Source organism: Pseudomonas sp. 10B238 (assembly GCF_000970615.1).
Classification (GTDB): domain Bacteria; phylum Pseudomonadota; class Gammaproteobacteria; order Pseudomonadales; family Pseudomonadaceae; genus Stutzerimonas.
In genome coordinates this window covers 223,553-246,367 of record NZ_KQ033935.1, presented here as the reverse complement: position 1 = coordinate 246,367, position 22,815 = coordinate 223,553, and the positions used below count along the sequence as shown (strand labels likewise).

Annotated in this window: 16 protein-coding genes; 9 read left to right on the top strand and 7 right to left on the bottom strand. The window is 62.6% G+C overall.

All coding sequences use genetic code 11. The annotated features are described in order from the left end of the window. Both RT21_RS15335 and RT21_RS15330 read left to right on the top strand, forming a co-directional pair. Positions 1-3,767 (top strand): tandem-95 repeat protein (locus tag RT21_RS15335; protein ID WP_046163387.1); only part of this gene is annotated, 3,767 nt, incomplete at its 5' end. A gap of 62 nt (positions 3,768-3,829) precedes the next feature. Continuing rightward, a complete protein-coding gene (locus RT21_RS15330) occupies positions 3,830-4,159 on the top strand; it encodes a hypothetical protein (RefSeq protein ID WP_046163386.1) in 330 nt (109 codons plus the stop codon). Here the strand turns inward: RT21_RS15330 and lapD are convergent. Both lapD and lapG read right to left on the bottom strand, forming a co-directional pair. Further along, the gene (gene lapD / locus RT21_RS15325) at positions 4,124-6,106 is read right to left on the bottom strand and encodes a cyclic di-GMP receptor LapD (RefSeq protein ID WP_046163385.1); all 1,983 of its coding nucleotides are present in this window, start codon (positions 6,104-6,106) and stop codon (positions 4,124-4,126) included. The genes RT21_RS15330 and lapD overlap by 36 nt on opposite strands. Before the next feature lie 9 nt (positions 6,107-6,115). Further along, a complete protein-coding gene (gene lapG, locus RT21_RS15320; protein ID WP_046163384.1) occupies positions 6,116-6,811 on the bottom strand; it encodes a cysteine protease LapG in 696 nt (231 codons plus the stop codon). Positions 6,812-7,031: 220 nt separating this feature from the next. Here lapG and RT21_RS15315 point away from each other — a divergent pair, with 220 nt between their 5' ends. From RT21_RS15315 to RT21_RS15300, 4 genes are all read left to right on the top strand, one after another. After that, a complete protein-coding gene (locus RT21_RS15315) occupies positions 7,032-9,356 on the top strand; it encodes a Tex family protein (RefSeq protein WP_046163403.1) in 2,325 nt (774 codons plus the stop codon). 1 nt (position 9,357) lies between these two features. Then, a complete protein-coding gene (locus RT21_RS15310; RefSeq protein WP_046163383.1) occupies positions 9,358-9,744 on the top strand; it encodes a PaaI family thioesterase in 387 nt (128 codons plus the stop codon). 131 nt (positions 9,745-9,875) lie between these two features. Further along, the gene (gene gshA, locus RT21_RS15305) at positions 9,876-11,465 is read left to right on the top strand and encodes a glutamate--cysteine ligase (RefSeq protein WP_046163382.1); all 1,590 of its coding nucleotides are present in this window, start codon (positions 9,876-9,878) and stop codon (positions 11,463-11,465) included. A gap of 178 nt (positions 11,466-11,643) precedes the next feature. Beyond that, positions 11,644-11,823: a hypothetical protein gene (locus RT21_RS15300; protein ID WP_045423332.1), complete on the top strand. Its 180-nt coding sequence runs from the start codon at positions 11,644-11,646 to the stop codon at positions 11,821-11,823. A gap of 29 nt (positions 11,824-11,852) precedes the next feature. Here RT21_RS15300 and argA read toward each other — a convergent pair whose 3' ends face one another. From argA to RT21_RS15280, 4 genes are all read right to left on the bottom strand, one after another. Continuing rightward, positions 11,853-13,154 carry an amino-acid N-acetyltransferase gene (gene argA, locus RT21_RS15295; RefSeq protein ID WP_046163381.1) on the bottom strand — a complete coding sequence of 434 codons (1,302 nt, stop codon included), beginning with the start codon at positions 13,152-13,154 and terminating at the stop codon, positions 11,853-11,855. A 101-nt stretch (positions 13,155-13,255) separates the two neighbouring features. Then, positions 13,256-14,413: an acetylornithine deacetylase gene (gene argE, locus RT21_RS15290; protein ID WP_046163380.1), complete on the bottom strand. Its 1,158-nt coding sequence runs from the start codon at positions 14,411-14,413 to the stop codon at positions 13,256-13,258. Between the two features lie 99 nt (positions 14,414-14,512). Then, the gene (locus RT21_RS15285; protein ID WP_046163379.1) at positions 14,513-15,778 is read right to left on the bottom strand and encodes an inorganic phosphate transporter; all 1,266 of its coding nucleotides are present in this window, start codon (positions 15,776-15,778) and stop codon (positions 14,513-14,515) included. 38 nt (positions 15,779-15,816) lie between these two features. Continuing rightward, complete coding sequence (locus tag RT21_RS15280; RefSeq protein ID WP_045164191.1) at positions 15,817-16,494, bottom strand: TIGR00153 family protein; 678 nt, start codon at positions 16,492-16,494, stop codon at positions 15,817-15,819. A 104-nt stretch (positions 16,495-16,598) separates the two neighbouring features. On the opposite strand from RT21_RS15280, the gene RT21_RS15275 reads away from it, so the two are divergent. After that, positions 16,599-17,966 (top strand): CYTH domain-containing protein, encoded by a 1,368-nt coding sequence (locus tag RT21_RS15275; protein ID WP_046163378.1) that lies wholly within the window; start codon positions 16,599-16,601, stop codon positions 17,964-17,966. Positions 17,967-18,263: 297 nt separating this feature from the next. Beyond that, a complete protein-coding gene (locus RT21_RS15270; RefSeq protein WP_046163377.1) occupies positions 18,264-20,048 on the top strand; it encodes a type IV pilus assembly ATPase TfpB in 1,785 nt (594 codons plus the stop codon). A gap of 71 nt (positions 20,049-20,119) precedes the next feature. Here the strand turns inward: RT21_RS15270 and RT21_RS15265 are convergent, their stop codons facing one another. After that, positions 20,120-20,830 (bottom strand): murein L,D-transpeptidase catalytic domain family protein, encoded by a 711-nt coding sequence (locus tag RT21_RS15265; RefSeq protein WP_046163376.1) that lies wholly within the window; start codon positions 20,828-20,830, stop codon positions 20,120-20,122. Positions 20,831-21,069: 239 nt separating this feature from the next. Between RT21_RS15265 and RT21_RS15260 the strand changes: the two genes are divergently transcribed. Beyond that, positions 21,070-22,707, top strand: a complete 1,638-nt coding sequence (locus tag RT21_RS15260) for a L,D-transpeptidase family protein (RefSeq protein WP_046163375.1) — start codon at positions 21,070-21,072, stop codon at positions 22,705-22,707. Positions 22,708-22,815: the final 108 nt, after the last annotated feature.

The following is a 22,815-nucleotide window of genomic DNA, read 5'->3' as shown; positions in this document are numbered from 1 at the left end:
ACGGCACCGAGCAGCAAGTCACCGTGACCATTACCGGCAGTAACGATGCTCCGGTCGCTGTATCAGACAGCCTCATTGCCACCGAAAACACGCCGATTACCTACGCGGCGAGCCAGTTGCTGGCCAACGACAGTGACGTCGACAACGCCGACCGGACCATCGCCAGTGTCACCAGCGGCAACGGCGGTACTGCCGTGCTCAATGCGGACGGCTCGGTCACCTTCACACCAGACGCCAACTTCAATGGCATCGCGAACTTCAGCTATACCGTCAGCGACGGTGTGCTGACCTCCGCAGCGGCCAGCGTGACGGTCAACGTCGCCGCGGTGAATGATGCGCCGGCCGGGACCGACGCCAACGTCAGCCTGGTCGAGGATGGCACCGTTCAGTTCAGCGCAGCGAACTTCGGCTTCAACGACCCGGATGCAGGCGACAGCCTGCAGGCGATACGCATCGAAAGCCTGCCGAGCGCCGGCGCTCTGCAACTGAACGGTACGGCGGTCACCGCTGGGCAGGTCATTGCGCCCGCCGACCTGGGTAAGCTGACGTACACGCCCGGACAGGACGGTGCCGGCAGCCAGTACGCAACATTGACTTTCTCGGTGAGCGACCAGAGCGGTCTGTTCTCTGCCACGCCCAATACCCTGACCTTCGACGTCGCGCCAGTCGCCGACACGCCGGACGTCAGCATTACCATGGGTGCCGCCAGCACGACCACCACCAGCATTACCAGCGCCAACGCGAACCTCAGCGGGCAGGGCTACACCGTCACTGCGCTGAACGGTGATGGCAGCACCGGCAGCATTTCGCACAACAGCAGCCCGGTCGGCTTCGGTGTACAGGGGAACAGCTCTAACGGCAGCGCGAATGAGCTCGGCGGTGCGGAACGCCTGATCGTGGCATTCGACGCCCCTGTTGCCAGCGCAACCGTTCAATTGGCTTGGCTGAATTCGAGCGAACACGCCGCCTACACGCTTTACGACAGCAACAATGTCGTCATCGGAGGCGGCACCATCTCCGGCGGCAGCGACGGAATCGACCCAGGCATCGCACTTACGAGCACCAACGGCAGCGCGATCAGCCGTATCGAGTTCAGTGCGCCGGGCGCCGGGGATGACTACCTGATCCATTCGATCACCTTTGCCAGCAACACCAGCTATCCGCTTACCATCACCGCCGCACCGACTGACATCGATTACTCCGAGTCGATCAGCAGCATCACCCTGGAGCTGCCTGCCGGTGCCACGCTGTCGGTGGGCTCGGCCAACCCCGACGGCACTTGGTCCGTGCCGCTGGCCGGTGATGGCACCTACAGCGTATCGGTGGACGCGACCACCCACGCGGTAACCCTCAGCGGCCTGACGATGAACCTGCCCGGCAGCCCGACGGGCAGCCTGGAAATTACTGCAACCGCGGTCGCCCAGGACGGCAGCAGTACCGCCTCGGCGAGCACGCACATCACCATTGGCGATACCACTGCACCGGAAACGGCAGACGTGACAGTCGGTGCTGACGAGGACGCCAGCGCTGTAACAGTCACACTGAGCGCAACCGATGCCGGCAGCAGCATCGCCAACTTCACCGTCACCAGCCTGCCGACCCACGCCACACTCAGCTACAACGGCCAGCCGGTTGTCATAGGCCAGACCATCCCGGCCGAAAACAACCAGGCCGCGATCAGCTTCGTGCCGGACGCCAACTGGAACGGCAGCACCGCCTTCCAGTACCGCGCCAGTGACGCCGCTGGCAACCTGGATCAGAGCCCCGCAACGGTGTCGATCCAGGTGAGCGCGGTCAACGATGCGCCGGTCAACCAGCTGCCGAGCGGCTACACCATGGCCGAGGACGGATCGCTCAAGCTGAGCGGGCTGGCAGTGTCCGATGTCGACGCCGCCAGTGGCTCGGTTACGGTCACGCTGGCCGTCCAACAGGGGGTGCTGGGGGCTGCGTCCACCGCCGGTGTCAGCGTGAGCGGCTCGGGCGGCAGCACGCTGGTGCTGACCGGCAGCCTGGCAGACATCAACGCCTACCTGGCTCAGCCGGCTACACAGCCGACGTACACCCCGGAGCATGACGCCAGCGGTACGGTCACGCTGACCATGACCAGCAACGACAACGGCAACATGGGCAGCGGCGGCGCACTGAGCGACACCGATACGACCGCCATTCAGGTCACGCCTGTGGCCGACGCCATCGGATCAAGCGACGTGTCCGTCGTCGTCGGCGCACCCAGCTCGAGTGCGATCGACTTCAGTACCGGCAACATCGCTGGCCTGGACGGGGCCTCGACCTTTACCTTCCCCAGCGGCATCTCGATCTCTGCGATCGATACCAGTGGCGCCGGCAAGGTATTCACCTTTTCCACCGGCTCGTTGCTGGCGGTACGCAGCACCAACGCCAACGGCGACAACCGCATCGATGGCACCGAAGCGATCCGGATCGATTTCCCGGTCGGCATCCATTCGGCAAGCATGCGCCTGAAGAATGCGAGCGACGACAGCGTGCAGTTCAAGAGCGAGCTGGATGTCAGCCAGCTGCCGGGCAACCACCTGATCACCGGCGCGCTCACTTCCAGCGGCGCAACGGCCACAAGCGCGACGCTCAAGCTCCAGCTTCTGCTGACCGACGCCAACGGCAACAATCTCGCGCCTGTGACCGCCACCGTGAATTCCAACGGTACCTGGTCGGCGAGCTACAGCTACAGCGGTACCGTGACCAAGGCCGTGCTGGTGGCGACCGTGGACGGCAGCCTGTTCAACCAGGGCGGCAATACCGAGGCCAACGTCGGTTTGTCGAGCAGCGTCGAAATGACAATGCTGAGCATCGGTCAGGACGCCAGCAACACCTTCAAAGCAAAGAACAACGGCTTCCAGATCGAGTACCTGGCCTTCGACACGGGCTCATCCGGCGCCATCAACTATCACTACCCGATCGATGTGTTCGCCCAGGTCAGCGACACCGTGGGGATCGCCGAAACCATCAGTGCGATGTCACTCAGCGATCTGCCAGCCGACGCGGCCCTGAGTGTTCGCTTGCAAGACGGCAGTTACTTGGAGATCACTCCTGACGCCAACGGGCAGTTCGACCTGAGCAACTATGTATCGCTCCTGGTCACCTCGACCGCAGTGTCGGGGACCGACCAGCTGCAATTGGTGACCAGCACAACGCTGCCGACCGACTTTGCGCCGACCTTGACGCTCACGATCAGTGACGGCGCCAGCACGGCCGTCACGGTCATCGGCGGCTCGGCCAGCTCAACGCACAGTGGCGCAGCGGGAGACGATTACCTCAGCGGCGGCGCGGGCGATGACCTGCTCTACGGACTGCAGGGCAACGACACGCTGGACGGTGGCACCGGTAACGACCTGTTGGTCGGCGGTGCCGGCGACGACATCCTGATCGGCGGGCTGGACGACGACCAGCTCACCGGCGGAAGCGGAGCCGACACCTTCACGTGGAAAGCCGGAGACCTGGGCAAGGACAGCATCCTCGACTTCAATGCCACCGAAGGCGACCGCATCGACCTGCGCGATCTGCTCCAGGGCGAAAACGACGGCAACCTCCTCAGCTATCTGCGAGTGGACACCACCACGTCCACCTTGCAGATCAGCACCACCGGCGTCCTGAATGACACCGGCAGCAATGCCGGCGTCACCATCAAGCTGGAAACCGGCGGCGCCGCGGTCGATCTGTCTTCGTATGGCTCGAATCCTACGGACATCATCAATTCGCTGGTTGCCGACCATATCGTCAAGGTCGATCACTGAAGGTGACNCCCCGCCGCGAGCCGCTGGCGGGTATCGTCGCTACTCCCATATGAGGATGCCGAGTGTTCTATATCACGCGTGATTCCAGCGGACGGCTGCTGCGGGTCGAACCGTCGCCCTTCGACGACATGACCGGCGAACTGCCGGACGACGACAGCGAAGTGCGCGCCTGGCTCGCCGCTCAGGACAGCCTTGCACATCTGCGCCAGAGCGATCTGGAGATGGTGCGGGTACTGGAGGATCTGATTCATGCCCTGATCGACAAGGGCCTGCTGCGGATCACCGACCTTCCGGGTTCCGCTCAGGCCAAGCTGGCAGGGCGGAGCCGGGCGCGCAATGCGCTCGGCTCGACTCGCTTACTGATCGACGATGACGACACCGGCGTGATCTGATCGGCTGGTGCTGCCCTGCAACGGTGCCGGATTGCCCAGCAACCGGCCCTGTCCACCCTCGAAACCCAGCGCACGCAGCGTCATCCACTCCCCCTCCGTCTCCACCTGCTCGGCAATGAGCGGCAGGTCGATGCTGTGCGCGGCGCGCTGCATGGCCTGGATGAACAAGTGCTTGTCGTCTTCGGTATCGACACCGCGCAGGTAGCTGCCGTCGACTTTCAGATAACCTAATCCCAGCCGCGCCAGATTGCCGATCATGCTGAATCGGCCGCCGAAGTGCTGAATGCCTAATCCAAAGCCGAGCTGACGCAGGCGCCGTGCCAGCTGCTCGAGGCTCGCCTGATCCGGTAGCTGGGCTTCGTCCAGTTCGAGCGTTAGGAGGCCCGCGACATCGCCGTGGCGCGCGAGCAACTCGAACACGTCCTCACGCGAAGCCGGGTCCGCTAGCGTGCTTCCGCAGAGGCTGATCGCGAGTGGCGAGTGGTGAACTTCAAGGGCCTCCAACGTCTGACGCAGCATGGCCAGATCGAGGCGTGCCGTCCAACCGAAGCGCTCCAGCCAGGGCAGGAAGCGTGCCGCCGGAACCACATCGCCCTGCTGGTCCACCAGCCGGGCCAAGACCTTGCTGTGGATGAGCCGTTGCGGTTCAACTGCGCTCATCACAGGCTGGAAATACAACTGGAGCAATCCGTTCTCTAGGGCAGCATCCAGTAGCTGGTACCAGTCCTGGTGCTGTTCGGCGACGGGCACCTCAGCGCCAGGTTCATAGCAGGCCCAGGCCTGGCGCGACTGGCTGGCGGCCTGCGCCAGTGCCTGGTCAAGAGCGGCGTAGAGCGCCGGAACACTGTGCTCTTGCGAGAATGCCGTCAGGCCGATGTGGGCCACAGGCAATACATCGGCTAGCCCGGTTTGCTGCAACGATGCCAACGCATGTTCGATTTGCTCGGCCAAGCGGCCTGCTTCGAGCCGATCAAGCCCTACCGCCAACAAGGCGAACTCGCCACCGCGTGTCCGCCCGATCAGGAAGCGATCGGCGGTGACCTGGCGCAACTGCTCGGCGACCACACGCAGCAGCTCATCCGTGCGCGCGCCGCCGAGCCGCTGATTGAGCCCGGTGAGGTCATTGATTCTGAGCAGGAACATATAGCCGCTGCCGGCCAGATCCTCTCCACTCAAGCGAGCCTGCAGCTGCATGTCGAAATGCCGGCGGTTGCTCAGCCCGGTCAGGCCGTCATGATAGGCCTCGTCACGTAGGCGCTCGCTGCGGCGCGCCTCTTCATCGAACAGTGCCTTGAGCTTTTCCACCATGAGGTTCATGGCCAGCACCACGCGGCGCAGTTCCGGGGTTTCCGGTAACTGCGGCACGCTGAGGAACTCACGCCTTGTAATGGCCTGGGACTGCTCGACCATATCGTCGAGCGGGCGCAGCTGGCGTCGCAATAGCGCCGCGCCTAGCAATGCACTGACCACACCGCAGAGCACCAGCCAGCCGAACATACCGAGGGTGCTCTGCCACAGGCGCGATACGGCGAACATCGGGTGGCTGACCACCTCCACGCGTGCGGCCTGCTGCCAGCCGCGACTGACGATCGCCTCACCGCCCTCTGGCTGCAGATCAATCAGGCTGACGAACCATTGCGGCGCACTGCCGGCGTCCGGCTCGGCCTGCCGCTCGATCATGGGCTGTTCGGTTTCCAGCTCAATCACACGGATGGACTGGTAATAGCCACTATCGAACAGCGAGCTGACCACCAGCTCGACCATGGCCGGGTCATCGATATTGGCCGTCAGCGACAAACCCAGCGCCGTGGCCGCATCCTGCGCATGCGAGCGCAGCTGGTTGGCGTACTGGTCGCGTGAGCTCTCCAAACTGACCACGAAACTGCCGGTGAACGCGGCAAGCAAAAACAGGCAGATCGCTAGCAACAGCTGTTTGAACAGAGACATGTGAAACTCCTACGATCCGGACCCGGCCGGAAAACCTTCCGCTTGCATCTTTTTCAGCAAATCCTGCCAGCGCGACAGCCTCTTGCTGTCACTAACCTGCTTGTCGCCACTTCGCCCTGGCAGCCACAGCCCTTCGCCGTTGAATGCGTAAACGGGAACCAGATCGTTGCGCTGCGTCGCCGGCAGAATGCCGCCGACCAGATTGTCCAGAACCAGGGGTACAGCGCCCGGCTGCTCGTAATAGGTCAGGACCATATGCGCCTGATTGAGCCGGACGGCCTTGACGTAGGTGATGCGCAGCTTGTCCGCCGAAATGCCGAGACGGCGCAGGGTCACGTACTTGGCAATCGCAAAGTCTTCACAGTCGCCACCACCAATGCGCAAGGCTTCGACCGGGGTGGCCCAATAGTCGGTTTGCCGCCAGAGCCTGACGTCATCTTCGAAGCGAAGCTGGTGATTAAAGAAGTTGTTCACCGCACGCAACTTGTCGTGCTCGGCCGCCAATCCCTGTTCGCCCAACAGCTGCTGCCACGCCAGCAGGCGCTCGCGCCCTTCGCCTAACGAGCCATAGCGTTTTTCAGCAAGGCTCAGAATGCGCGGGAAATCCCAGTCGTCCGCCACTGCCCAGACAAGCTGGGCAAGGCCCAGCGCAACGAGCAACGCAATGACGGAGCGGATAGAGGCAAGCCGCGTCTGGCCACACATGACTACAACTCTTGAACGGCGGACGGGGTGGATAGCCACAACTGATGGCGCAGTGCCACTTGAGAATCTGATGGTGGCGGGCCGGCAGCTAAAACACAAGCACCGCGCCTACGAACGCGACGGCTGGCGACCGTGCCAAACGCCCGAAGCCTGGCATCGGCAGTTATACTGGCGCGTTTTTCAGGCCGGTCGGCCGTCATTTCCGCCCGCAGGACATCCTATGGACAGCATCAACTCCCGCATTGCCGCCGAACTGGGCGTGCGCCCGCAACAAGTTGCCGCCACCGTGGCGCTGCTCGATGAAGGCTCCACCGTCCCTTTCATCGCCCGATACCGCAAGGAAGTCACTGGCAGCCTCGACGACACTCAGCTGCGCATGCTCGAGGAACGTCTGCGCTACATGCGCGAGCTGGATGACCGTCGCGCGTCGATCCTTGCCAGCATCGAGGAACAAGGCAAGCTCACGCCCGAGCTGAAGCGCGAGATCGACCTTGCCGACACCAAGACCCGTCTCGAAGACCTTTACCTGCCCTACAAGCAGAAGCGCCGTACCAAGGGCCAGATCGCCCTGGAAGCCGGCCTCGGCGAATTGGCCGACGCGATCTTTGCCGATCCCGAGCTCAATCCTGAAAGCGAGGCCGCCCGCTTCGTCGATGCCGAGAAAGGCTTCGCTGACGTCAAGGCGGTACTCGAAGGCGCCAAGTACATCCTCATGGAGCGCTTCGCCGAAGACGCCAACCTGCTGGCTAAGTTGCGCGACTTCCTCAGCCACAACGCCACCCTGAGTGCGCGCCTGGTGCCGGGCAAGGAGAACGAAGGGGCGAAATTCAGTGATTATTTTGAGCATGACGAGCCGCTCAAAAGCGCACCTTCGCACCGCGCACTGGCAATCTTCCGCGGGCGCAACGAAGGCGTGCTCAGCGTCAGCCTGAAGGTGGGAGACGAAGTGCCCGGCACCATGCACCCGGGAGAAGTAATGATCGGCGAGCGCTTCGGTATCTCCAACCGCGGCCGCGCAGCTGACAAGTGGCTCGGCGAAGTGGTGCGCTGGACCTGGAAAGTGAAGCTCTACACGCATCTGGAAACCGACCTGCTCGGCGAACTGCGCGAAAAGGCCGAAGACGATGCCATCGGGGTCTTCGCTCGCAACATGCATGACCTGCTGCTGGCCGCGCCGGCCGGCCCGCGCGCTACCCTGGGCCTCGACCCGGGCCTGCGTACCGGCTGCAAAGTCGCGGTGGTCGATGCCACCGGCAAGCTGCTCGATACCGCCACCGTTTATCCGCACGCGCCGCGTAATGACTGGGACGGCACTCTCGCCGTGCTGGCCAAGCTCTGCGCCAAGCACGGCGTTGACCTCATAGCCATCGGCAACGGCACCGCCAGCCGTGAAAGCGACCGGCTCGCTGCCGACCTGATCAAGCAGGTGCCGGGCCTCAAGCTAACCAAGGTGATGGTCTCCGAGGCCGGCGCTTCGGTGTACTCGGCCTCTGAACTGGCGTCCAAGGAATTTCCTGACCTGGACGTCTCGATCCGCGGCGCCGTGTCGATTGCGCGTCGTCTGCAGGACCCACTGGCCGAGCTGGTGAAGATCGAGCCCAAGGCCATCGGTGTCGGTCAGTACCAGCACGACGTGTCCCAGCTCAAGCTGGCGCGGTCGCTGGATGCTGTTGTGGAGGACTGCGTGAACGCCGTTGGCGTCGACGTCAATACCGCCTCGGTTGCCCTGCTGGCGCGCATTTCCGGCTTGAACACCACACTGGCTCAGAACATCGTTACCTACCGCGACGCCAATGGCGCGTTCAAGACACGCAACGAGCTGAAGAAGGTGCCGCGCCTGGGCGACAAGACCTTCGAGCAGGCCGCCGGATTCCTTCGTGTGATGAATGGCAGCAACCCGCTAGATGCATCGGCCGTGCACCCGGAGACCTATCCGCTGGTCAAGCGCATCGCCACCGACACCGGCCGCGACATCCGCTCGCTGATCGGCGACTCGGCCTTCCTCAAGCGTCTCGATCCCAAGCAGTTCACTGATGAAAGCTTCGGTCTGGTCACCGTCAGCGACATTCTTCAGGAACTGGAAAAGCCCGGCCGCGATCCACGGCCCGAGTTCAAGACCGCCGAGTTCCAGGATGGTGTGGAAAAGCTGAGCGATCTGACGCCGGGCATGGTGCTGGAGGGTGTGGTTACCAACGTGACCAACTTCGGTGCCTTCGTTGACATCGGCGTGCACCAGGATGGCCTGGTACACATCTCGGCGCTGTCGGAGAAGTTCGTCAAAGATCCTTACGAGGTGGTCAAGGCCGGCGAGGTCGTCAAGGTGAAGGTCATGGAAGTGGACATTCCGCGCAAGCGCGTCGGCCTGTCCATGCGCATGAGTGACACCCCCGGTGAGAAAGCGGAGAGCATGCGCGGCGCCGGCAACAACCGCAGCGGCCAGCAGAACCGCGCCGAGCGCGTGCCAGCCAAGCCGGAGACCAAGCCGGCGCCGGCCAACAATGCCATGGCGGCGCTGTTCGCCAATGCCAAGAACCTGAGGAAATAAAGTGCGCGAAGCCGAGGCAGTGGGCAGCAGCAGCGCCTTCGGGCGCCTGTTGGGCCTGGAGATCATCAAGGCCGACAATGGCGAGGCACTGCTGCGTCTGGCAATGCACGACGGCTTGCGCAACCTGCACGGCAAGCTGCACGGCGGCGCGCTGTTCTCGCTGATCGACACCGCCATGGGCCAGGCCAGCCACAGCCTCAACGGCGGCGAACCTAACAGCGTCACCCTGGAATGCAAGGTCAATTACATCCGCCCGGTGAGCGAAGGTGAACTGACCTGCCGCGCCTGGGTGGTGCACGGCGGGCGGCGCACTCAGGTACTCGAAGCCGAAGTCCATCAGGGTGAAAAGCTGGTGGCCAAGGCGCAGGCGACCTTCTCGGTTACCTGAGTCATCGGACCCGCCGCCCACGGTTCGCTGGAAACGCCCTGGAGCGGTGCATGGTCCAACGCTGAAGGCCTCTTGTAGAGCGTGCAATCCACCCCCATATTGTGCCGACTGACGCGTGAAGGAATTCCCAATTGAGCGATCTTCTCTCCCACCGCCTGGCGCTGCTGGCCGAGCACCACAACCTGTCGCTGCTCTCGCAATGCCTGCATGGGATAGAGCGTGAATGCCTGCGTGTCGACACCGATGGTCAGCTGGCACTGACGCCGCATCCGCGAGCACTGGGCTCGGCGTTGACCCATCCGAAGATCACCACGGACTATTCAGAAGCGCTGCTGGAGTTCATCACCGGCACCGAAACCGATCCGCAAAAGACGCTGACCGAGCTGGACGCGATCCATCGCTACACCTACAGCAAGCTCGGCGACGAGCTGCTCTGGAGTCCCTCGATGCCCGGTCACCTGCCGGACGAGCCGCAGATTCCCATCGCCGAGTACGGCAGTTCGAACATCGGGCGACTGAAATACGTCTATCGCCAAGGCCTGGCGCTGCGTTACGGCAAGACTATGCAGTGCATCGCCGGTATCCATTACAACTTCTCCCTGCCCGAGGCGCTGTGGGCTGCTTTGCAGGCAGATGAGGGCGATGACCGCTCGCAGCAGGACTACCAATCCTGGCGCTATATCGCACTGATCCGTAACTTCCGCCGCTACAGCTGGCTGCTGATGTACCTGTTCGGTGCCTCGCCCGCACTGGACGTCAGCTTCATGCGTGGCCGCCCGCACCAGCTCCAGCAGCTCGACGAAGACACGCTGTATCTGCCCTACGCCACCAGCCTGCGCATGAGCGATCTGGGTTATCAGAGCAATGCCCAGGCCGGCTTGACGCCCTGCTATGACGATCTGCCGAGTTACACCAGCAGCCTGCACAAGGCGGTGTCCACGCCTTACCCCGACTACGCGGCGCTGGGCACCAAGGACGCAGAGAGCAACTGGCAACAACTCAACACCAACGTCTTGCAGATCGAGAACGAGTACTACTCGAACATCCGCCCCAAGCGCGTCACCGACACTGGCGAGCGCCCACTGCATGCCTTACGCGCGCGCGGCATCCAGTACATCGAGGTGCGCTGCCTAGACATCAATCCTTTCCTGCCGCTGGGCATCGACGTCACCGAAGCGCGTTTCCTCGATGCCTTCCTGCTGTTCTGCACGTTGCAGCAGAGCCCTTGCCTGGTAGAAGGCGAATGCCGGGCCAGCAGCGACAACTTCCTCAGCGTGGTCAAGGAAGGCCGCAAACCCGGGCTTGAACTGCGTCGCTGTGGTGAAGGCGTCAGCCTGCAGACATGGGCGAACGAGCTGATTGCGCAGATCGGCCAGGTCGCCGAACTGCTGGACCGCAGTCACGGTGGTGATGAGCATGCTCGCGCCGTCGCCGCGCAACAGGCCAAGGTTGCAGACAGCAGCCTGACACCGTCGGCCCGCGTGCTCGACGAGCTGCAGCGCAACGGCGAGAGCTTCAGCCAGTTCGCGCTGCGGCAGGCCCGTCAACACGCCGACGATTTCCGTAGTCGAGCGCTGTCAGATGCCGACATGGCCTGGTTCGACGAAGCCGCACGCAGCTCGCTGGCACAGCAGGCGCAGGTTGAAGCCGCGGACACTCAGGACTTCGACAGCTTCGTCGAGGACTATCAGCGCAGCCTGACCAACCTCAGCGCACCATAAGCACCACTGATCAAGCAGCATGACCGCTCTAGCCCGCAGGCTACGGCGGTCCGCGGGAGACGCTGCTGGAAGATATGAACTTTTCCCCTCTTCTCAGGGTTCCAATGTGTGTCTTCGTCGCGCCGATGCAGCGCGCCGAAGCCTCAAGAACAAGAAGAAGAAGAAGAGAGGTACATTCATGTCGCTATTTGACCTGTTGGTGTCCGCTCGCAAGGGCAGCCTGACCACCGCAATCACCATTGCCTTGCTAATCGGCCTGATTCTGCAGATCGACGGGCTTATCCCGGACCCCGCGATTCACTTTTCCGCAGATGCGGTCGAGGCTCGCTCAGCGAGCCCCTACGCGACGCCGGACTAAATCGAGGCGGCCCACGACCGCCTCGTCGGTCACAGCGCCTTTTCGAAGATCTTCGAATTGCGCTGGAAGTTATAAAGCGAGGCCCGTGCGGCCGGAAGACGCTCGACGCCGCTAGGCTCGAAACCGCGTTCGCGGAACCAGTGCGCCGTGCGTGTGGTGAGCACGAACAGGGTTTTCAGGCCCAACTTGCGCGCCCGCGCCTCGATACGCTCGAGCAACTCGTCACCGCGTCCGCCATGGCGATATTCCGGATTGACCGCCAGGCAGGCCAGCTCGCCCGAGTTGGAATCGGCGATTGGGTAGAGCGCCGCGCAGGCGATAATCAGCCCATCGCGCTCGACGATGCTGAACTGCTCCACCTCGCGCTCGAGCACCTCGCGCGAGCGCCGCACCAGAATGCCCTGCTCTTCCAACGGGGTGATCAGATCAATCAACCCGCCGACGTCCTCGATGGTCGCCTCGCGCAGCTGCTCGAACTGCTCCTGGGTCACCAGCGTGCCATCGCCGCCGTCGCGGGTGAACAGCTCATTGAGCAACGAACCGTCCTCGGCATAGCTGATCACGTGGCTGCGGCGCACACCGCCCTTGCAGGCTTGCGCGGCGGCATCCAGCAGCTCGGCCTGATAGGTGCCGACGAGGCGTTCGACATAGGCCGGAATTTGCGGCGGGCGCAGCTCGCGCACCAGCTTGCCACTTTCATCGCGCAGGCCGCGCTCGGACCCGTACAGCACCAGCTTGTCGGCTTCCAGATCGATGGCGGCGCGGGTAGCAATGTCTTCGCAGGCGATGTTGAAGATTTCACCGGTGGGTGAATAGCCCAGCGGCGAGAGCAGCACGATGGTGCGCTCATCCAGCAGCCGGCCGATGCCTTTGCGATCAACGCGACGCACTTCGCCGGTGTGCTGGTAATCCACGCCATCGTGAACACCGATGGGTCGCGCGGTGATGAAGTTACCGCTGGCCACGCGCAGCCGCGCGCCCTGCATGGGCGAAGCTGCCATATCCATGGAAAGACGCGCTTCAAGCGCAATGCGCATATGCCCGACGGCATCAATTACGCACTCCAGCGTTGCCGTGTCGGTGATGCGCAGGTCGCGGTGAAAGCGCGGCTCGATACCGCGAGCGGCCAACCGCGCTTCGATCTGCGGACGTGAGCCGAACGCCAACACCAGACGTACGCCAAGGCTGTGCAACAGCACCAGGTCATGAACAATGTTGGCGAAGTTGGGATGCTCCAGGCCATCGCCGGGCAGCATGACCACGAAGGTGCGGTCACGGTGCGAGTTGATATAGGGCGATGAGTCGCGAAGCCAGGTGACGTAGTTGTGCATTGCAGAAAGCCTTCAGTAACAGCTTGTTCAGTCCGGGAGTCGGGTCGGGTACGGTAGGCAGGGAGCAGGGACATGCGACGATGAGGTCGTCAGCCCTGCTCCTATCCTCGGCTCGCCGGTTGCAGGCAATAGTGCTCGATCATCCCGCGCAACAACCTCACGGTGGGTTCGATCCTGTCGAGATCCAGGTACTCGTCCGGCTGATGGGCGCAGGCGATATCGCCCGGGCCTAGCACCAGCGTTTCGCAGCCAAGCTGCTGAAGATAAGGCGCTTCGGTGGCGAAGGCCACTGCCTCGGCGGCATGTCCGGTGAGCCGCTCGGCCAGTTTAACCAGCTCGCCATCAGCGCCCTGATCGAAGGCCGGTACGCTGGGGAACAGTGGCGCTAGGTCGATCTTCACCTGATGTCTGTCAGCGACCGGACGCAGGCGCCCGGCAATTGCATCGCGTAACTGATCAGGCTCCATCCCCGGCAACGGCCGCAGATCGTACTCCAGCGAGCACTGGCCGCAGATGCGATTGGGGTTGTCACCGCCGTGGATGCAACCGAGGTTGAGTGTTGGCTGCGGTACGTCGAACAGCGGATTGTTGTACTGATCCTGCCATTCGCGGCGCAGCGTCATCAGCTCGCTCATGACGTCATGCATGGCTTCCAGGGCGCTATGACCATAAGCGGGATTGGACGAATGCCCGCTCTGCCCTTGGATTTCGATGCCTTCCATCATGATGCCCTTGTGCAGGCGTACCGGCCGCAGCCCGGTCGGCTCGCCAATCACCGCGGCGCGCCCCAGCGGCCGTCCGGCATCGGCCAGCGCGCGGGCGCCGGACATTGAGCTTTCTTCATCGCAGGTGGCCAGGATCAGCAGCGGCTGGCGGAACGGCTGATCGAGCAGTGGCAGTACCGCCTCGATGATCAGCGCGAAGAAGCCTTTCATGTCGCAAACGCCAAGGCCATACCAGCGGTCATCGGCTTCGCGCAGTTGGAGTGGTTCGGCAGTCCACAATTCGGCATCGAAGGGCACGGTATCGCTGTGCCCGGCCAACACCAGCCCGCCAGGCCCGCTGCCGAAGCTGGCGAGCAGGTTGAACTTGCCAGGGGTTACTTCCTGCACCTCACAGCTGAAACCAAGGTCGCCCAGCCAGCCCGCAAGCAGGTCAATGACCGGGCGGTTGGTCTGGTCCCAATGGGCTTGAGTACAGCTCACCGACGGCGCGGCAATCAGCGCGGCAAACTGGTCTTTGAGCGAGGGGATGGGCACCGACGACCTCCTTGGAGACAAAGACGAAGGCGCCCAGTGAAACATGAAACGCGTTGCCGCCGCGCCCCCGAGGGGAAAAAGCAGCGGCAACGCGTCCGATCAGACGAAGATCGCCTTGAGGATGGTGAAGAACACGATCGACAGGAAGGCCCCGGCCGGCAACGTGATCAACCAGGACATGAAGATCGACCCGACCACACCGAGGTTCAGCGCTCCAATACCCCGTGCGATACCGATGCCCAGGACCGCGCCGACCAGCGTATGCGTTGTGGATACCGGCAGGCCGATGGCGGAGGCACCGACAACGGTGGTTGCGGTCGCAAGTTCGGCAGCGAAACCGCGGCTTGGCGTCAGCTCAGTGATTTCCTTGCCGATCGTGGCGATCACTTTGTAGCCGTAGGTGGCCAGACCGATGACGATACCGACGGCGCCCAGCAGCAGCACCCAGCCCGGCACCGCAGACTTGGCAGCGATTTCCGCAGCACCGCCCGACTGGATGACGCCGACCACGGCCGCCAGCGGGCCTACCGCATTGGCCACGTCGTTGGCGCCATGGGCGAAAGCCATGGAGCACGCGGTAAAAATCATCAGAACGGCGAAGACCTTTTCCACGCTGGCGTAGTGAAAGGTCCGATCAGCCTCGACATCAAGCTTAATCCGCGACAGCAGCGCAATCCCCACCAGCATCACCAGCACGCCGATAGCGAACGCCAGAAGGATGCCCTGGCCGCCGCTCAGCGTCAGGCCGACATGCTTGAGGCCCTTGGTAACGGTCATCAACGCCACCATGAAACCGGTCAGGAACATGTACAGCGGCACGAAGCGCTTGGCGTTGAGAAACGGATCATCGGTATTGATGATCAGTTTCTGTACGCTCATGAACAGGCCAAAGGCGACGATGCCGGACAGCAACGGTGTCACCACCCAGCTCGCCACGATGGGGCCGATAGCGTCCCAATGCACGGCATCAGTGGACACACCCACCGCGGCAAAGCCGATCACCGCGCCGATAATCGAATGCGTGGTGGAAACGGGCCAGCCTTTCATGGTGGCGATAAGGAGCCAGGTGCCGGCCGCCAATAGCGCCGACATCATGCCCAGCACCATCAGATCCGGCGATATGACTTCCGCATCGACGATGCCGTTTTTGATCGTCTCGGTGACCTCGCCACCGGCGAGGTAGGCACCGCAGAACTCGAAGATCATCGCGACGATGATGGCCTGCTTGATAGTCAGCGCCCTGGAACCCACCGATGTGCCCATGGCGTTGGCGACATCATTGGCGCCCACGCCCCAGGCCATGAAGAAACCGAAAGCGCAGGCGAGCACCAGCAGTACGAAGCCGTATTCCGCGATAAAGGACATAAGGAATTACCTGTTGAACCAGAAAAGACGCTGGCGCCTCAGCGCGCCAGCAATTGTTCCAGACGGTTACCGACTCGCTCGGCACGGTCAGCTACGTCACCGATCCATTCGATGATCTTGTAGAGGAACATTACGTCGACTGGAGGCAATTCCTTTTCCAGCTTGAACAGCGCACGGCGCACCGTGATTTGCATACGGTCGGTTTCACGCTCGATTTCCTCGAGTTCCTCGACCATTTTTTCTACCAGCGTGGCTTCACGGCCGGCAAAGCCGGTTTCCAGCAACGAATCCAGTTCCTTGAGCGCTTTCAGCGCCTGGCAGCTGGCGTCCACACTGCGCTGCACGAAGGCCATCATTTCCGGCTGCAGGGCCGGCGGAATGGTCATGCAACGGCCTAGCATCAGCCCGGCGATGTCCTTGGCACGGTTGGCAATTTTGTCCTGTACACTCAGCAGCTCCAGCAGATCCGAACGCGGAACCGGCAGAAACAGGCTCTTGGGCAGATGTTGACGGACGCTCTTCTTGAGCTTGTCGGCCTCGTTTTCCAGTCGGGCCATCTCTTTCTGGATCTGTTCGACCCGCTCCCAGTCTTCGGCCGTGATCGCCTGAAACAGCGGCACCAGATTGGCGGCACATTCGTGGGACTTGGCCATGTGCTGTTGCATCGGCCCGATAGGCGAGCGTCCGAACAGGCTGACGAAAGGATTGATTGGCATAGGGAACACCCCGGCTTCAGAAGGCGGCAAGTATACGGATGACCTCAAAGGGCCGCTACCAAGTGACGTAGGTCACACTCAAACATAGGCATCATCTCGGCACCATGCAGAAAGAAACCGAAATCAAACTGCGCGTCAGTCGCGAAACCCTGGCAGCCCTGCGCGAGCATCCACTGCTGAAGAAACGCAACAAGAGCGGCTGGCAGCGGCACGAATTGCTCAACCAGTACTTCGACACGCCCGCGCGCGATCTGGCTCAGGCAAAGGTCGCGCTGCGCCTGCGTCGCGACGGCGAGCAGTTCATCCAGACGCTGAAAAGCCGCGGCCAGAGCGTGGCTGGGCTGTCCGAGCGCAACGAGTGGGACTGGTATCTGGACAAGGCCAAGCTGGACGTAAAAAAGCTCGCGGATGATTGCTGGCCGGCCAGCCTGGCCGAGCTGGACAAGAAGACCCTGAAGCCGATCTTCACCACCGATTTCGTCCGCGAAAAGGCCGAGATCGCTTGGGGCCGTGGCAAGGCCAAAGTGGTCATCGAAGCGGCCCTCGACCTGGGCAAGGTGGTCGTAGGCAAGCAGAGCGAAGAGATCTGCGAGCTGGAACTTGAGCTGCGCCAAGGCGAGCCCGAAGCGCTGCTGGAGCTGGCCGCAGAACTGGCCGCCGACCTTGCGCTGATGCCGTGTGACATCAGCAAAGCCGAGCGCGGCTATCGTCTGTATGACGCCGACAGCTACTCGCTGAACGTGCCAGCACCGCAGCTAGAGGCGAGCATGCCGCTGGACGACGCCTTTGCCGCGCTGGCCTGGCAGCTGCTGGGCAATAGCCAGCGGTTGGCCGAACAGTACCGCTTCAACGGCCACTGGAAACTGCTCGGCGACTGGCTGCAGCAACTGGTCGAGCTGCGCGCCCTGCTGGGCAGTCTCGGCCAGGCAGCCCCGCGTGCGACCAGCCGCGAACTGCGTGAACAACTCGACGCGCTGATCCAGGAATGGCGCCCGAGGGTCGAAGCCGGACAGGACGACGAAAGCGCACGCAAAAGCGCACCCGACGCCTTTGCCGCCGAGCTGGCGCAGCCGCGCTGGGGATTGTTCTCGCTGAAAGCCTCGCTCTGGCTGCTGCAGCGCGGCTGGACCGCCGGGCGCAACAATCGTGGCAACCGCCAGGGCGCCGCCGAGCTGGGCAACTGGCTGCCACGCCTGCTCGGGGAAGAAGCCCAGGCACTGCAGTTGCTGCGCTATCAGCAACAGCCTGAAGACCTCGCGGAACAGCGCCCGCGCATCGAGCGGCTGCTGGTCTGGCTGCACCTGGCTCGGGCCACGCTGGAGCTGCCGGAAGCCGACCGTCTCTATGGCGAACTGGCCAAACTCTATGAGCTGGCCGGACAGCCGTTAAACGACGAGCTGCTCGATGCACGGATAGATCAGGCGCGCACGGTCTGGACGCTCAAGCCCTGGAAGCTGCTGACAAAAAAATAGGCTCGAGGCTCGAGGCTCGAGGCTCGTACTAAGCGTAGGGTGGGCCGGGCGGCGCTCCGCTTTAGCCCACCGCTATCGCAAAGCCCCTTACTAGTAGCGCCTGACCTGTGCCCGTCCCCGAGTCTTGTGGGCTGAAGCCCACGCTACCGAAGCTGGCGATCAAGCGGCTGTAACGGCGGGCGTGCCGCCACCCTTCGACAGTTACGGACGGTCCCGCAAAGTTGAACCGCTCAGGCAGACAGCGCGCTGATTTATCGGCAAGCTTGGCCCTCGTCTCCACCATGACCGAAGGGCCCCATGTCCGTGTTGAATTCGCCCACCCAGGACCGTTTCCTCGACCTCAATGATCTGCTGCGAGATCTGGTCGCCCAAGGACGGTTACTGCAGGAAACTGCTGAGCAATGCATGACCCTGCGGCGCAGTTCGGCGAACAGCCAGCAGCACCCTCTGGAGTTCCTCGGCGCGCAGCAGTTGGACGACCTGGCGCGTCCCGGCAAGAAACTCGATCTGGAAAGCCTTACCGTCTGGCTCGCCGAACAGGCCGGGCAGCCGTACCTGCGCATCGACCCGTTAAAGATCAACGTCGCGGCGGTCACCCCACTGATGTCCTATGCCTTCGCCCAGCGGCACAAGATCCTCGCGGTGGCGGTCGACAGCTCGGCGGTGACCATCGCCAGCAGCCAACCCTTCGTAAAGAGTTGGGAAGCCAACCTCACCCATGTGCTCCAGAGGCCCATCAAGCGTGTGGTGGCCAACCCCGTCGACCTGCAGCGCTTCACCGTCGAGTTCTATCGGCTGGCCAAGTCAGTCAGCGGCGCCACCGCGACCGACCAGAAGATCAGCGGCACCGGCAACTTCGAGCAGCTGCTCAACCTCGGCGCCAGCGATCAGGAGCCGGATGCCAACGACGCGCACGTGGTGAACATTGTCGACTGGCTGTTCCAGTACGCCTTCGACCAGCGTGCCAGCGACATCCACATCGAACCGCGGCGCGAACAGGGCACAGTGCGCTTTCGCATCGACGGCGTCCTGCACAACGTCTATCAGTTCCCGCCGCAGGTAGCGATGGCAGTGGTCAGCCGTCTCAAGTCGCTAGGGCGAATGAATGTCGCCGAGAAGCGCAAACCGCAGGACGGGCGAGTCAAGACCAAGACGCCGGATGGCGGTGAAGTCGAGTTGCGCCTCTCCACCCTACCGACGGCGTTTGGCGAAAAGATGGTGATGCGGATCTTCGATCCGGAAGTGCTGCTCAAGGGCTTTGATCAGCTGGGCTTTTCCGCCGAAGATCTGCGCCGCTGGCAGAGCATGACCGGCCAACCCAACGGCATCATCCTCGTCACCGGCCCTACCGGCTCGGGCAAGACCACCACGCTCTACACCACCCTCAAGCAGCTGGCGACGCCCGAGGTCAACGTCTGCACCATTGAAGACCCAATCGAGATGATCGAGGGCGCCTTCAACCAGATGCAGGTGCAGCACAACATCGACCTGACCTTCGCCAGCGGCGTGCGCGCGCTAATGCGTCAGGACCCGGATATCATCATGGTCGGCGAGATTCGCGACCTGGAAACGGCGGAAATGGCGATCCAGGCGGCACTCACCGGCCACTTGGTGCTCTCGACGCTGCATACCAACGACGCGCCAAGCGCCATCACACGCTTGTTGGAGCTTGGCGTTCCGCATTACCTGCTCCGCGCAACACTGCTCGGGGTGATGGCCCAGCGTCTCGTGCGCACACTTTGTCCACACTGCAAGACGCCCATAAAGCTCGACGCCGATGACTGGCAGGCCCTGACCAAACCCTGGAATGCCCCACTGCCGGGTAACGCCCATCAGGCGGTGGGCTGCATCGAATGCCGCGACACCGGCTATCGCGGCCGCGCCGGGGTCTACGAGATCATGCTGCTCAACGATGCGATCAAACCACTGATCACCGCCGACACCGATCTCATCGCCCTGCGCCGTCAGGCGTTCAAAGACGGCATGCACAGCCTGCGCCTATCTGGCGCGCAGAAGATTGCTGCAGGGCTCTCGACCTTGGAAGAAGTGCTCAGGGTTACGCCGCAAAGCGAACAGAAATAGCTGAAAGGAAACCGGCGAGGTGAATGTCGCTTCTCACATCCACCTCACTCTCTAAAAGTAGAGCGGCTTTTTTAATTGTCAGTTCTTGATGCAATCAAGGTGGCCGCCTGGCCCGATTCACAGTTCAGGTAAGCCGATGACTGCAGCCACTGCTGATCCGGGTACCAGGAGAACATGAATTGGCCGCCTTTGAGGCTGTCGACCACCATGCGCGCCACTTCCGGGCGAACCGCTGGGCAGCCCTGGCTACGACCGATACGCCCCTGCGTCGCAATCCAGGCCGGATTCACGTAATCGGCCGGATGGATGACGATCGCCCGCTCGCGCGCCAGGTCGTTCACACCGGGCTCTAGCCCGTCCATGCGCAGCGAGTAGCCGTGCTTGCCGCTGTAGCTTTCTGCCGTGCGGAACAGACCGATGCTCGACTGGTGGCTACCTTCGACATTGGAGAAACGCGTAGCCAGATTTTCACCCGACCCGTTGCCATGCGCGACGAAATCCTTGAGCAAGAGCCGCCCGCGCTGCAGGTCGAAAATCCACAGCCGGCGCTCTGAAGAAGGCAGCGAAAAATCGATGACGGCCAACCGTTTAGCCGGCGTCGCGCCATGGTTCACGGCGCACTGCATGGCCGCGACAGCATGAGTCAACACAACCGGATCGAGGGTCGGAGCCACGCGGGCAAGATCGTCCACCAGCGGCTGATAAGCAGGTGAGGCGGCCAGCAGCGGCATAGACATGAGCAAGCCGACGGCCAAACAGAGGCGGCGAAGCGAAACCATCATTTGTAAAGTAACCTCCTCGGGCGCCAATGCCGATCTTCCCTGCCGACCGACGCCCCACTGCTCGCTACCAGGCCCAAACACGAATTGAAGTAGCGAAATTAAATCAGACGGGACCTGCAGTGCTCCCACGTCGTCTGATACAACAAGTTCTAGTAGCCTGAACGGGCCTTGTTTTCCAGACACCGTGGCTTGTTCAGCGGCGGAGTCTAGCAGTCAGCGGGACCACCAGGAGTGAAGCGTTGTACAAAAAACATACATCAGGTCTGCTTTTCACATTGCTTTTGGCGCCATGGCTGGCGGTGGCGGAACCGGTACCTGAGCCCGCCGGCTCAATTCAGGGTGTCCTGCAGAACCTTCCAAGTGCGTGCGGCCAGCCCCTGGCAGATGTCGATACAACCGCTCTGGAACGGCTTTCTGAGTTCTATCGACGCAAGCAATTCGATATGTTGTGGACCTCCTATACGCAGATTGACGCGCTGTTGGTGCAGATCGAAGCGCTGGTCGATGACGGGCTGGAACCTGCGGCTTACCATCCCGAAGCCATTCGTCGGGCGATGCTAACCGCCACACGTGATCCGCTGCACCGCGAGTGCAGCGATGTATTAGCCAGCCATGCCTACCTGTCGGCCCTAGGTCACCTGGCCCAAGGACGCCTGCCTCAGGACCGCATCGAGCCCGTCTGGCACAGGCCTGATGCAGCCGCGACGCCGAAGGCCGAGGCGCACCTGATGTCCATCGCCAGCGAAGGACTGGAGCACTTGGAGCACACATTCAATAAGGCGCGTCCGTCGCTGGAGCAGTACAACAACTTGCGCAAGGCCTATGCGCGGCTGCGCGATCAACCGGAGCCAGAATGGCAGCCGATTCCTACCGGCCAGACCTTGCGACCAGGCATGTCAGATCCACGTGTGCCACTGCTACGGCAGCGTTTAAGCGCAGACGGCTACCTGCTCGCAACGGCCGGTGCTCCGGGCGCCGACGATCGCTACAGCGACCAGCTGGTGGACGCGCTCAAGGCCTTTCAGCGCCGCCATGCCCTGCAGGACGACGGCATCCTCGGCGCCGACACACTGACCGAACTGAACGCCACGCCAGCCAACCGGCTGAATCAGCTGCGGGTAAACCTGGAACGGTTCCGCTGGCTATCCGCTGACATCGAGCCCCGCTCGCTGCTGGTCGATATCGCTGGCGGGCGAGTGATCTACTTCCGTGACAGCAGCCCGCAATGGGAAGCACGTATCCAGGTGGGCCGCGATACTCGGCAGACCCCGTCGATCAAATCGATCGTCACGCGAATCACGCTCAACCCGACCTGGACCGTACCGCCGACCATCCTGCGTGAGGACAAGCTGCCGCAGATCCGCGAAAACCCGAGCTACCTCGCGCAACACAACATGCAGGTGCTCGATTACGAAGGCCGTGTACTCGATCCGGCCACGATCGACTGGAGCAATCCGGGGCGGATTCTGCTGCGCCAGGCCGCCGGACCCGACAACCCGCTCGGCCGGGTGGTCATCCGTTTCGCCAACCCCTATTCCATCTACCTGCACGACACGCCGAGCCAGGGCCTGTTCGCACGTTCGCAGCGGGCGTTCAGCTCGGGCTGTGTCAGGGTAGAATCGGTGATGCAACTGGTTGATTTGTTGCTGAGCGAGGCCGAACGCGAGCGCGTTGCCCAATTGCTTGATACTGGGCTGACCTACGAATACCGCCCGACAGAACCTACACCGATACTCCTGGCCTACTGGACAGCCGAAGCCGACAGCAACGGGCTGCCGCGTTATCGTCCCGATGTCTACCGCCGTGACCAAAAGCTGCTGGCGGCATTGCAAGCGGCCGACCGAGGCCTCGTGCCGCCCGCGATCAACCCGCACTGACGCCGTCCAGCCACGACAACTTGGGAGCTACCGCTCAAGACCAGACCGGCGGCTCTGGCAGATTGCCCGTAGACCGAGGTCTACTTGGCATTAGGACCTGTACAGGTA